This window comes from Mycobacterium spongiae, from assembly GCF_018278905.1.
Lineage (GTDB): Bacteria > Actinomycetota > Actinomycetes > Mycobacteriales > Mycobacteriaceae > Mycobacterium > Mycobacterium spongiae.
The window spans coordinates 5,457,010-5,469,113 of sequence record NZ_CP046600.1 but is presented as its reverse complement, the minus strand read 5'-3'; the positions used below and the strand labels follow the sequence as shown (position 1 = coordinate 5,469,113).

General features: G+C 64.4%; 12 protein-coding genes and 1 pseudogene. 7 read left to right on the top strand and 6 right to left on the bottom strand.

The window, feature by feature from the left end:
- Positions 1 to 26: 26 nt before the first annotated feature.
- Both F6B93_RS22085 and F6B93_RS22080 read right to left on the bottom strand, forming a co-directional pair.
- Positions 27 to 409: pseudogene (locus tag F6B93_RS22085) on the bottom strand (metallopeptidase family protein).
- Between the two features lie 4 nt (positions 410 to 413).
- The gene (locus tag F6B93_RS22080; RefSeq protein ID WP_425518483.1) at positions 414 to 1,835 is read right to left on the bottom strand and encodes a septum formation family protein; all 1,422 of its coding nucleotides are present in this window, start codon (positions 1,833 to 1,835) and stop codon (positions 414 to 416) included.
- 128 nt (positions 1,836 to 1,963) lie between these two features.
- On the opposite strand from F6B93_RS22080, the gene serS reads away from it, so the two are divergent.
- On the top strand, positions 1,964 to 3,223 hold the full coding sequence (gene serS, locus F6B93_RS22075) for a serine--tRNA ligase (RefSeq protein WP_211696983.1): 1,260 nt from the start codon (positions 1,964 to 1,966) through the stop codon (positions 3,221 to 3,223).
- A gap of 1 nt (position 3,224) precedes the next feature.
- Here serS and F6B93_RS22070 read toward each other — a convergent pair whose 3' ends face one another.
- Complete coding sequence (locus F6B93_RS22070) at positions 3,225 to 3,707, bottom strand: DUF2834 domain-containing protein (RefSeq protein ID WP_211696982.1); 483 nt, start codon at positions 3,705 to 3,707, stop codon at positions 3,225 to 3,227.
- Positions 3,708 to 3,795: 88 nt separating this feature from the next.
- On the opposite strand from F6B93_RS22070, the gene F6B93_RS22065 reads away from it, so the two are divergent.
- Positions 3,796 to 4,416, top strand: a complete 621-nt coding sequence (locus F6B93_RS22065; protein ID WP_211696981.1) for a TetR/AcrR family transcriptional regulator — start codon at positions 3,796 to 3,798, stop codon at positions 4,414 to 4,416.
- A gap of 72 nt (positions 4,417 to 4,488) precedes the next feature.
- A complete protein-coding gene (locus tag F6B93_RS22060; protein WP_211696980.1) occupies positions 4,489 to 6,072 on the top strand; it encodes a phytoene desaturase family protein in 1,584 nt (527 codons plus the stop codon).
- Between the two features lie 55 nt (positions 6,073 to 6,127).
- On the opposite strand, the gene F6B93_RS22055 is transcribed toward F6B93_RS22060, so the two are convergent.
- The 3 genes from F6B93_RS22055 to F6B93_RS22045 form a co-directional block, all read right to left on the bottom strand.
- The gene (locus F6B93_RS22055) at positions 6,128 to 6,463 is read right to left on the bottom strand and encodes a hypothetical protein (protein ID WP_211696979.1); all 336 of its coding nucleotides are present in this window, start codon (positions 6,461 to 6,463) and stop codon (positions 6,128 to 6,130) included.
- Entirely contained in the window at positions 6,460 to 8,022 is a 1,563-nt protein-coding gene (locus F6B93_RS22050; RefSeq protein WP_211696978.1) for an MBL fold metallo-hydrolase, read from the bottom strand. The genes F6B93_RS22055 and F6B93_RS22050 overlap by 4 nt, the downstream gene beginning before the upstream one ends.
- Positions 8,023 to 8,083: 61 nt before the next feature.
- Positions 8,084 to 8,839, bottom strand: a complete 756-nt coding sequence (locus F6B93_RS22045; protein WP_211696977.1) for a phosphotransferase — start codon at positions 8,837 to 8,839, stop codon at positions 8,084 to 8,086.
- Positions 8,840 to 8,898: 59 nt separating this feature from the next.
- On the opposite strand from F6B93_RS22045, the gene F6B93_RS22040 reads away from it, so the two are divergent.
- The 4 genes from F6B93_RS22040 to F6B93_RS22025 are packed head-to-tail and all read left to right on the top strand — an operon-like array spanning position 8,899 to position 12,099.
- Positions 8,899 to 9,678 carry a lysophospholipid acyltransferase family protein gene (locus F6B93_RS22040; protein WP_211696976.1) on the top strand — a complete coding sequence of 260 codons (780 nt, stop codon included), beginning with the start codon at positions 8,899 to 8,901 and terminating at the stop codon, positions 9,676 to 9,678.
- 3 nt (positions 9,679 to 9,681) lie between these two features.
- Positions 9,682 to 10,443, top strand: coding sequence for a lysophospholipid acyltransferase family protein (locus tag F6B93_RS22035; RefSeq protein WP_211696975.1), 762 nt, complete (start codon positions 9,682 to 9,684; stop codon positions 10,441 to 10,443).
- Between the two features lie 11 nt (positions 10,444 to 10,454).
- Entirely contained in the window at positions 10,455 to 11,240 is a 786-nt protein-coding gene (locus F6B93_RS22030) for a lysophospholipid acyltransferase family protein (RefSeq protein WP_211696974.1), read from the top strand.
- 34 nt (positions 11,241 to 11,274) lie between these two features.
- Positions 11,275 to 12,099 carry an HAD family hydrolase gene (locus F6B93_RS22025; protein WP_425518482.1) on the top strand — a complete coding sequence of 275 codons (825 nt, stop codon included), beginning with the start codon at positions 11,275 to 11,277 and terminating at the stop codon, positions 12,097 to 12,099.
- The last annotated feature ends 5 nt before the right edge of the window (positions 12,100 to 12,104 follow it).

Sequence of the window (12,104 nt, the reverse complement as noted above, 5' to 3'; positions counted from 1 at the left end):
GAGCCGTTCATAGCACCGGATGCGGATTAATCAGGGATGACGCGCCCAGCTGGGCTGCTCACGCCCAACCCAACTGGTCCAAGCGGTCATCGTCGATGCCGAAATGGTGGGCGACTTCATGGATCACGGTAATGGCGACCTGGTCGACAACCTCTTCGGTGGAATCGCACGTTTCCAGCAACGGGTCGCGATAGATCGTGATCGCGTCGGGCAATGACCCGGAGTAGTCGGAGTCCCGTTCGGTCAACGCCACTCCCTCGTACAGTCCGAGCAGGTCGCCGTCTTGCGGATGGCGGTCGGCGACCAGCACCACGACGTTGTCCATCGCAGCCGCTAGTTCGGGTGGTATGAGGTCAAGCGCTTCGGAGACCACTTCGTCGAACCGTTGCCGGTCCATCGGGACTGGCACCCGGCTAGCCCGGCGGTGCGGGTTCGGCGGGTGCGGGTGGCGGTGCCAGAGGTGGGGGCAGGGGTGGCTCCGGTGGCGGGGGCAGGGGTGGCGCCTCGCCACCGGCGACGGGCGGCTGGTTCTCCGGCACTACCGGGGGCGCCGGTGGCGGTGCCTGGGCTGGTGTGTTCGCGGGTTGCTGCTGGGGTAGGTGCTGATTGCGCGGCCGGCTGGGCGCCGTCTGCGCCGGCGCGCTGGGCTGGCGGGTGGGTAGCTGAAGCTGAATCGGCGGCGGGTTGAGCCGTTCCTCGGGAATGTCGGGCGGCGGTATCGGGGGTTGACCATTGATCAGCAGCGCGCCCCTGGCGCTGTTGACCAACGTGGCCCAGCCCCCGTTTCCCAGGGTGGCGCCGATGCTGCATGCGACCTCACGACTACCCGCCGACCAACTGGGTAGCGACAGCGTGGGATAGATCAGCGTCAATGTGGTGGTACGCAACTTGGTGGGAGCGAGATAGGCCTCGGTCAGCTTGGTGCACACGTCCTTGATGTAGTCGTCCTGCTCGGTCTCGTCGGGCAGCTCGTTGGGAAACCTCGCGGCTAGGTTGATGGTGCCGGTGACTTCCATCGCGTGCGGCGCAGCGCAGTCGACCGGTATGTCGGTCGGTTGGTTCGTGGTCGAGTCGATGCCCAGGCACGTGCCAGCCGGCCAGACCTTCGACTGATCGAGGTCGGCGACTTTGCCCTGGAAGACAACCTGCTGGTTGTTCGGCCCGGGCAGTTGCAAACCGCACAGCATGCGGCGCTCGCCGGCGTGCCGCCACGCTCGATCTCCCGACCACAGCATGCTGATCGTGAACTTGCTATTGGGATCGAACTTGGTGCCTAGGTAGCGGCGCACAGCGGCTTCGCATTGCTCCTGGCTAATCTGCTGGATACGGGCGGGTGACGGGGGAGCAGCGTCGGGCCCGTACTCCATGCCGGGGAAGGTCCGCATATCGATGGACTCGGCGACTTCGAACCGGTGGTCTTCGGGACACGCGACAATCGTGGCGGACTCCAACGCTCCGTCCGGCCACATCAGGCAGTCACCGCCGGTGGCGTGGTTGAAGGCGGCGTTGCTCTTGGCGCCGGTGCTGGGCACGGGGTTGCCCTCGATGTAGCCGGTCAACCGCCCGGGTGCGGTGCCAACGGTGGGAATCGCGGTCGCCAGTCCAGCGATCAGCAAGGCGCCCAGAGCGGTGAGCAGAAGTACCCGCCGAGTGGCTGTTGCCTGCAAGGCGCGTGGCCACCCGGACCCAGCCGACGGTTCATCCGCCTCCGCAGTCCACAGGCGAACCGACTCGCCGGCGGGTTCGCCGGGAGGCACGGTGTGCGGGTTGTCCGCGGTGTCCGGGGTGTCCGGGTTGTCGTTGTCGTTGTCGTCGGCGTCGACCATCCGGTCCATTCTGACAGGGCCGGCCGAGCCATGTGACCAATGTTGCATGTGGAGCCTCGCGGGATTGTCTTGTCTTGTCGGGGTAGCTCGGTCAGCTGATGTCACTGCCACTCGGCGTCGAAAGTAGTCTTGCGGCCGTGATCGACCTCAAGCTGCTCCGCGACAATCCCGACGCCGTGCGCCGCTCCCAGCGGAGTCGGGGAGAAGATCCAGCCCTGGTGGACGCCCTGCTCGCGGCCGACGCGAAGCGCCGGGCGGCGATTTCGGCTGCCGATTCGCTGCGTGCAGAATTGAAAACCGCCAGCAAGAACGTCGGTGCCGCGTCGCCCGACGAGCGCCCGGCGCTGTTGGGGCGCGCCAAGGAACTCGCCGAGCAGGTCAAAGCTGCCGAAGCCAGCCAGTCGGAGACCGAGGCGACCTTGACCGCGGCCCACATGGCGATCTCGAACGTCGTTCTGGCGCCGGTGCCGGCCGGTGGGGAAGATGACTTTGCCGTTCTCGATGTCGTCGGCGAGCCCGCCACGATGGAAAAACCCAAGGACCATCTCGAGCTCGGCGAGTCTTTGGGCCTCATCGACATGGGACGCGGCGCCAAGGTGTCCGGCTCGCGGTTCTACTTCCTTACCGGGCGGGGGGCTTTGCTGCAATTGGGTCTACTGCAGCTGGCGCTGCGGCTGGCCGTCGACAATGGCTTTATCCCGATGATCCCGCCGGTGCTGGTGCGCCCGGAGGTGATGGCGGGGACCGGATTTCTGGGCTCCCACGCCGACGAGGTGTATCGGGTCCAAGCCGATGACCTCTACCTCGTCGGCACCTCCGAAGTGCCACTGGCCGGCTACCACGCCGACGAGATCCTGGATCTGTCAGCGGGCCCATTGCGCTACGTGGGCTGGTCGTCGTGTTTCCGCCGCGAGGCCGGTAGCTACGGCAAGGACACCCGCGGCATCATCCGAGTGCATCAATTCGACAAGGTGGAGGGATTCGTCTACTGCCCACCAGACGATGCCGAGGCCGAGCATGAACGACTGCTGGGATGGCAGCGCCAGATGTTGGCCCTCATCGAGGTGCCCTACCGGGTAATCGACGTGGCCGCGGGTGATCTCGGTTCGTCAGCCGCCCGCAAGTTCGATTGTGAGGCGTGGCTACCGACCCAGGGGACCTACCGGGAGTTGACGTCGACATCGAACTGCACAACATTCCAGGCGCGGCGGCTGGCGACTCGCTACCGAGGCGACGACGGCAAGCCCCAGATCGCGGCCACGCTCAATGGCACTCTGGGCACTACCCGGTGGCTGGTGTCGATCCTGGAGAACCACCAGCAGCCCGACGGAAGTGTGCGGGTGCCCGAGGCTCTGGTGCCGATGGTGGGTACCGAGGTGTTGGAGCCGGAGTCGTAACTCAAGCGCCTGCTTGCTCGCGCGCTTTCCGGTGCCGGTGCTGCCTTTCGATGGTGGCGAAGTAGAAGGCGAACGCGAAGGCGAAGCTGGTGAACAAACTGCTCACGAAGTAGAGCCACGGGCGCCGCAAGCCACGCCGATAGCCGTCGGTGATGGAAAACAGTGGCAGCAGGATCACGTTGGCGATCGTGTAGTCCTGACTGGCGGAGCCCGCAGCGGGGTTGGTGTACATGAGGCGGATGAAGTCCGTCCAGCTGCCGGGACCCCATAAGGGGTTCGCGGACCCGTGTGAGTACTCCTGCACGAAGCGGATGTTGAAATACCAACCCAACCCGATCGACGCGATGCCGACGCCGTAATACACACATTCCAGCGGGGAGAACCAGGCTCGGTTGGCCGGCCGGGCATAAACCCTAGGGTTCGACGCGACGATCGAGGCGATGACGGCAAGCCCGAGAACGGCGTGGACGATGAGCGACACCATGGGCGCAGTCTCACCCCCAGTACCAAGTTTTGTCAATATTGACATAACTACTGGGTGCTAATGCGCAGGCGTGGGGTACTTTACTGCCATGGTCAGGCCGGCACAGACCGCGCGTAGCGAACGCACCCGCGAGGCATTGCGACAGGCCGCGGTGGTGCGGTTCCTTGCCCAGGGCGTCGAAGAGACATCAGCCGAGCAAATCGCTGCGGATGCCGGGGTATCGCTGCGCACGTTTTACCGCCATTTCCGGTCCAAGCACGACTTGTTGTTTGCCGACTACACCGGACTGCACTGGTTTCGCGCGGCGTTACAGGCCAGACCTTCCGATGAATCGATCATTGATTCCGTACAGTCGGCCATATTCGCGTTCCCCTATGACGTTGAGGCCGTGGCGAAAATCGCCGCGCTCCGGGGTTCCGAGCTCGATCCGGGCCGGATCGTCCGCCATGTCCAGGACGTGTCGGCCGACTTCGCCGACGCTATCGCCGCACAGCTGCAACAACGTAGCTGTGCGGTGGGTAGCAAGCCCGATGCTCGGTTGCGCATTGCGGTGGCGGCTCGTTGTATCGCGGCTGCGGTGTTCGGGGCCATGGAGGTCTGGATGCTCGGCGAGAATCGATCATTGGGAGAGTTGGCGCGCATGAGCCACGTGGCGTTGGAATCGTTGCGAGTCGGCTTCGCCGACGACTGGGTCTCCGGCCCCCGATGACGTTCAGCAGAGTTTCGTCATAATTGACAAAACTTACCCGTCGTGTCAGCCTGCAATCCGGGAGGTCGTGACATGGCTTATGACGCGATCGTCGTGGGTGCCGGCCACAACGGGCTGACTGCGGCGGTGCTGTTGCAGCAGGCCGGACTGCGGACCCTGTGCCTAGAGGGGAAGCTGTATGCGGGCGGAATGGCCTCGACGGTTGAGCTCTTCGACGGGTACCGGTTTGAGATCGCCGGTTCGGTGCAGTTCCCGACATCGGCGGCGGTCAGCGCCGAACTCGGCCTGGATGACCTACCGACCGTTGACCTCGAGGTGATGTCGGTCGCCTTGCGTGGCGTCGGCGATGACCCGCTGGTCCAGTACGCCGACCCGATCACGATGTTGAACCATCTGGCAGACGTGCATGGGGCAGATGCCGTCGATGGAATGGCAGGTCTGCTGGCGTGGAGCCAGGCACCCACCCGGGCGCTGGGACGGTTTGAGGCCGCCACTGAGCCCAAGACGTTCGATGAAATGTATGCCTGTGCGACCAACGAATTCGAGCGCTCGTGCATCGATGACATGCTGTTCGGCTCCGTCACCGATGTGCTGGACCGCTATTTCCCCGACCGCGATAAGCACGCCGCGCTACGCGGATCGATGACCGTGCTCGCTGTCAACACGATCTATCGTGGTCCAGCGACCCCGGGAAGCGCCGCTGCGCTCGCATTCGGCCTCGGCGTCCCAGAAGGCCAATTCGTGCAGATGAAAAAGCTACGCGGCGGCGTCGGTGCGCTCACTGAGCACTTGCGCCAGCTCTTCGAGAGCAACGGCGGCGAGGTTCGGCTGCGGTCCCAAGTCGCCGAGATCCTCGTCGACCAGGATCCGCAGCCGCAGTCCGGGTGCCGCGTACGCGGAGTGCGCACCCAGGCAGGGGACACCTTCGAGGCCCCGATCGTCGTCTCGGCCATCGCACCCGACGTCACGATCAATGGCCTCATCGACCACTCGGTGCTGTCAGCAGACATCCGGGACCGCTACTCGGGCATCGACCACCGCGGCAGCTACCTGCAGATGCACTTCGCGCTGGACGAGCCCCCCACGTTCGCGGCGCCCTATGAGGCCCTCAGCGACCCAACCCTGCAGGCCTCGATGGGCATTTTCTGCACCCCGGAGGAGGTGCAGCAGCAGTGGGAGAATGCTCGCCGCGGGATCGTGCCTGCCGACCCCACCGTTGTACTGCAGATCCCATCGCTCCACGATCCCGGGTTGGCGCCCGAGGGAAAGTACGCCGCGTCGGCATTTGCGATGTGGTTTCCGATCGAGGGCGGCCCGAATCATCGGGGCTACGGCCAGGCGAAGCTCGAAATGGGTCAGCGAGTGATCGACAAGATCACTCGGTTGGCACCCAACTTTGAGCGCAGCATCATTCGGCACACCACGTTTACCCCCAGGCATATGGGAGTGATGTTCGGTGCTCCGGGCGGCGACTACTGCCACGGGTTATTGCATCCGGAGCAAATTGGTCCGAATCGTCCTGGTCCGAAAGGGTTTCGTGGCCAACCAATTCCGATCGGGGGGCTGTACCTGGGCAGCGCAGGTTGTCACGGTGGGCCAGGAATCACCTTCATACCCGGCTACAACGCCGCTCGTGCGGCGCTCGCGGATCGCTAGCGCCGCGCCGAAGGGCGCTATCAGAGCAGAAACCGCACTCCTCTTCGCGCCAGGCTCATGCCCGGTTGAGTGCGAGTAGCTCATCGAGTAAGGCAATGAACTCGTCGGGGCGCGCTGGTGTGCAGGCGGGCTTTGGGTATGTTCCAGCTACGTCGAGGGTGACCAGGGTGGACTTGAGCGGCCGGTATACGTCGAGCGGCAGCCAGCGGCGAAGATCGGGGCTACCCCAGATGTTGAATCGAGCCACGAGCAGGCCCAGCGATTCGGTCGTGAATCCCCGGATCTGGTCCAGCGAGATCACCTTGGCCGTGCCAGACGGGAAATGGTAGCGGCGCAGTGTAATTGCGGCGCGGTCCAGCTGGATCACTCCGTCGTCGTAGAAGTGCATCATGGCCGCGAACTCCGTAGCTGGTGACCCCTGGCGGTTAGGCATCGACCATCGTCGAGCCGCCACTGCCACCCGTGCAAGTTGCAGGTTAGTGTATCGCCTTCCACTACACCGAATTTCGACAAGTCGGCTTTCAGGTGCGGGCAACGGCGTTGGATCTCCCAGCCGTCCAAAGTGATCGACGCAGAGTCGTCATGGGTCTCGGCGAACCAGCCGTCGGCGTAGGCGATCCGTTCATCGGTCAGACACTTGAAGAACGTGTACAAGTATTCGTTGTAGCCGCCGACCCGCCAGGCCTGAAACCGGGTGGACAAGAATATGGTGTTGACCCAGTCGGGTTCTTCATCACGTAGCACGGTCCGCACCAGCTCCGCTGCGATCGCGAAGCCATAGCGGAATTTCTCATCGGGAATCTGCTCTCGCACAGCCCTTTTCGGAAAGTCCAAGACTATGGTTTCGGTGAGGTCGCCGGATCCGATCACCAGTTGGACGGGATACCCGATGCCGTCGCAGACCTCGTTGCTTTGCAACATGATTGGTTCGAACAGGGCGCGCAGCGGCTCCAACAGGGACTCGCCGTCCGCAGGGGCCCATCGGGATCGCTCGGCGGCAAGGACGGGCGCCATCCGGTCTGCATAGTCGGCGATATAGGTCGACTTGTCGGTGGTGAAGATGGCCTCGACTTGGTCGGTGGGCAGTGGATGGCTCAGCGAATCGAGCGTGGGACCGGTGAAGTTCGCGATCGAGCCGGGAATCATCAGCAGGCCGCGATCGTGGCCGTGCGCCCGCATCTGGTCCAAGAACACCATCTGATCGGGGAAGATGTTGGCCGGATCGGTGCCGTCGTCGTTGAGGTGGCGGAGCTCAGGGTCCAAGAAGCAGGGTGGTCCGGCCGACGGCACCACCCAGGTCGCCCCCACTTGAGCGACGTATTGGCGCGCGCGGTCCATCCCGCGCTGCCGTTTCTGGGTACCGAAGGCCTCCTTGGCGCGCGCGGGCATGTCGTAGACCATTGGGTACCAGATCGCCCCCGAATACTGCAGCATGTGCACGTCGACGTGGCCGAACTCGGTTGCCAGGACCTCCAGATCGATCGGGCGCGCGTCGTTCATGTTGAAGGCAGTGGTTTCGCCATCCGAAACGACCAGCGCCGAGTCGCCAATCGGGCCGTCTGCCGGTGCCCGCAAGGCGATGATCATCACGTCGAGGTCCCCCGATGGACCACTGATCCGGTGCTTGACCGAATCCGTGGTCTCGAGAAACCGGTGAAATCCCAACTTCTGTAGCTCATTTCTCAGGTCGGGCACCGGAAAGTCCGGGAGCAGCACCAGCGCGTTCTTGTTCACGTGCGCACGCAGGTTCTCGGCATCGAAGTGATCCTTGTGCAGGTGCGAGATGTACAGATAGTCGCACTGACCCAGGGATTCCCAATCCAGCGTGCTGTTGTCTGGGAACGGGAACCAGGACGCAAAATACGCTGGATTGACCCAGGGATCACACAAGATGCTGCCGGCGTGGGTCCGGATCAGAAAGCCGGCGTGACCGACGCTTGTGACCTGCATAAATACCTTTCTGGGGGGCTCGTCTCCGCGTGCACCATCGTGCGTGAAACGCGCTTCGAGCTTAGCCTGACCCGTTCGGCTCGGACTGCCACAGCCGGCGGTAGTAGTCGATGCGCAGCGGGTCCGGCGTGACACCGTAGGCGGCGAAGAACTCGTCCTCCCAGCACCGGCCCGGGTACTCGGGATAGTTCCATTGCAGCGACAATGTGGCCACTGCGAGGTCGGCCCACCGATCGGCCACACCGAGATCGCCGAAGTCGACGTGACCGCAGCACCGGCCCATGTCGTCGATCAGCGTGTTGGGCGAACACGCGTCTCCATGACACACCACCAACTGATCGATCGGAGGTGGCTGGCCCAGGTCGGCCCGTCGTAGCGGCTCCAGCGTGGCCAGCCGGTCTTGCGCCGACCAGCTGAACGGGCACGACGGCGCCGGTAGTCGGTCATGCAACGCGCGCAACCCCACTGCGATCGCTCGCACCGCCACGTCCGGGGACGTGCGCCAGCGCGGGTGCACCGCGGACACACCCGGTAGCCCGCCAGTGCGCAGCCACGCCAAGTCCCCGTCTGGGCCGTGGTCCACGCCAAGGCCCAGGACCCGCGGTACCGCGAGGTACCGGGCAGCCCAACGTAACCGGTGGGCTTCATTGGTGAAGTCGACGGAGCCCGGCTTGGCAACCTTGACGAATTCGGCGCCGGAGCCGATCCGAAAGGTGATGCCCCCCAGCTCGTTGACCCAGACCGCATGCACGGGTCTGCCGGCGGCCAACCGGTTGACCAGGGCCGGCACCGCCGGCGGCAACGATGGAAAGGACAAGCGCGCCTCTTTTCGGCACTCTGGGCAGCGCACAGCCGGGAGCACTAGGCTAAGCAGCTGTGGAACCGTATTACGGGACTATCATTCAGCTTGCCCGCTTGACCTGGCGCATCCAGGGCCTGCGCATCAGTGTCGCGGGTGAAGAGCACCTACCCGCCAGCGGCGGTGCGGTCATCGCGATCAACCATACCGGTTATCTCGACTTCACCTTCGCGGGTTTGCCCGCCTACAAGCAGGGCCTCGCGCGCAAGGTGCGGTTCATGGCCAAGCAGGAGGTGTTCGACCACAAGATCACCGGGCCGATCATGCGCAGGCTTCGGCATATCCCGGTGGACCGGAGAGACGGGGCTGCCTCCTATGAAGCCGCGGTCACGATGCTCAAGGCCGGCGAGCTGGTCGGCGTCTACCCCGAAGCGACAATCAGCCGCAGCTTCGAAATAAAGGAATTCAAGTCGGGAGCCGCGCGAATGGCGATTGACGCCGGCGTGCCGATCATTCCGCACATCGTCTGGGGTGCCCAGCGCATCTGGACCAAGGACCACCCCAAGAAGCTGTTTCGTCCGAAAGTGCCGGTCGCGGTGCTGGTTGGTGATCCGATTGACCCGACACTGCCGACCGCCGAACTCACCAGCCTGCTGCATTCCCGGATGCAGCATTTGCTGGAGCGAGCCCAAGAACAGTACGGACCCCATCCGGCCGGCGAGTTCTGGGTACCGCACCGCTTCGGGGGCGGCGCGCCCTCGCTCGCCGAGGCCGCCCGCCGGGACGCCGAGGAGGCAGCGCTACGGGCCGCTCGCCGCGCCCAGCGCGCCCATCCCGCCGGGGCGCCGGAGCAGTGACCGATGGCGGAGCCCACCTACCGCATACTTGAGATCCTGGCCCACTTGCTCGTGGTGACCTCGGGAACCCGGGTGACCTATGTCGGTGAGGAGAACGTGCCCGATCGCGGAGGCGCGGTCGTCGCAATCAATCACACCAGCTACGTCGACTGGCTGCCGGCCGCGCTGGCGATGCATCGCCGGCGCCGTCGGATGCGATTCATGATCAAGGCCGAGATGCAACGAGTGAAGGTGGTCAACTTCCTGATCAGGCACACCCGGACAATTCCGGTTGACCGCCGAGCCGGTGCGGCCGCCTACTCCCTTGCGGTGCAGCGGCTTCGCGAGGGAGAGCTGGTCGGGGTGTATCCGGAGGCCACGATCAGCCGCAGTTTCGAGCTCAAAGAGTTCAAGACGGGCGCCGCCCGGATGGCCAGGGAAGCGGATGTCCCGATTGTTCCGGTCATTGTCTGGGGCGCTCAGCGGATCTGGACCAAGGACCACCCAAAGCATGTGGGCCGCAACAAAGTGCCGGTCAGCGTGGCGGTGGGTACACCGTTGCGCGTCGGCGAAGACATCGCAGCGACGGAGGCGGTACTGCGAGAATCGATGAATTCGCTGCTGTACCAGGTTCAGCAGGACTATTCTCATCCGGCCGGGGCGTACTGGGTGCCTCGTCGGCTAGGCGGCGGTGCCCCGACCTTGGCCGAGGCGGCACGACTCGACGCTGACGAGGCAGCGGCGAAAGCCGCCAGCCGAACTCCGCGGGAACCGCGGGACGGATGAAGGAGAATCACGTGTCGGAGCCATTCTTCCGAATGATGGAGTTCCTCGTCCCGTCGATCGTCGCGGCGAACGGAAACAAGATCACCTTTGATGGCCTCGACAATGTTCCCGACAGTGGCGGCGCGTTGATCGCCCTCAATCACACGAGCTACGTGGACTGGATTCCCGCGTCGATCGCCGCGTATGAGTGTGGCCGGCGGTTGCGGTTCATGATCAAGGCCGAAATGCAGGACGTGCGAGCGGTCAACTATGTGATCAAGCACGCCCAGCTCATCCCGGTGGATCGCAGCGAGGGCGCTAACGCGTACGCCGTCGCCGTACGACGACTACGGGACGGCCAACTCGTCGGGATACACCCGGAGGCCACCATCAGCCGCAGCCTTGAACTCAAGCAGTTCAAGACCGGGGCGGCCCGGATGGCGTTAGAGGCGCGGGTGCCGATAGTTCCCATGATTGTCTGGGGAGCACACCGGATTTGGCCGAAGGATCACCCAAGGAACCTGTTCCGCAACAAGATTCCGATTACCGTGTCCGTAGGTCAGTCGTTGCAGCCGCACGGCGATGTTGACCAGCTCAACGTCGAGTTGCGGCAAACGATGACGACCCTGCTGCACCGGGTGCAAGAGCAGTACCCACATCCTCAGGGTGCGTACTGGGTGCCGCGTCGTCTGGGTGGCGGTGCGCCGAGCCAGGAAGAGGCCAGGATGATGCGGGTTGCCGAATTGGCTGAGCGGACGCAGAAGCGCGGGTATGACGGCGTCTCATCGCCGCAGCGACGATCAGGGGGGCTACGTTGACCGGGTCGCCCGGCCGCCAAGGTTGATCCCGCCAGTGACAATTCCGACTCGCCCGGCGCTTATTGCGTGCGACGTTGACGGCACCTTGCTCGACGACGCGGAAACCGTCACCGCACGTACTCGCGCCGCGGTACGGGCCGCGGTCGACGATGGTGCGCGCTTCATCCTGGCAACGGGCCGACCGCCGCGCTGGGTGTGGCCCGTAGTGGAGGCACTCGGCTTTGCACCGATCGCGGTGTGCGCGAACGGCGCTGTCGTCTACGACCCCGCCACGGACCGGGTGGTGTCGGTACGTACCCTGTCCGTCGACATCCTGGCAGCGTTGGCGGAAATTGCTACGCGTGTCATCCCCGGTGCCGGGTTGGCGGTAGAGCGAATCGGCGACAGCGCGCACGACACGGCCACGCCCCAGTTTGTTAGTTCGCCGGGCTACGAACACGCGTGGCTGAACCCGGACAACACGGAGGTGTCGGTCGAAGATCTGCTGAGCGCACCAGCGATCAAACTTCTCATCCGCAAGTCTGGCGCTTCCAGTGCCGACATGGCCGCGGAACTGGCCAAGCATATCGGCTTCGAGGGCGATATCACCTACTCCACTAACAACGGACTGGTGGAGATTGTGCCGGTGGGTATCAGCAAGGCCACCGGTGTTGACGAAGTCGCAAGACCAGTGGGGATTTCCGAATCTGAGGTGCTGGCTTTCGGCGACATGCCTAACGACGTGCCGATGTTGCTGCGGGCTGGTCGGGGCGTTGCGATGGGAAACGCGCATCCCGACGCGCTCGATGCGGCTGACGAGATCACCGCGCCGAATACCAACGACGGTGTCGCGCGGGTGTTGGAGCGTTGGTGGTCCTGACAACC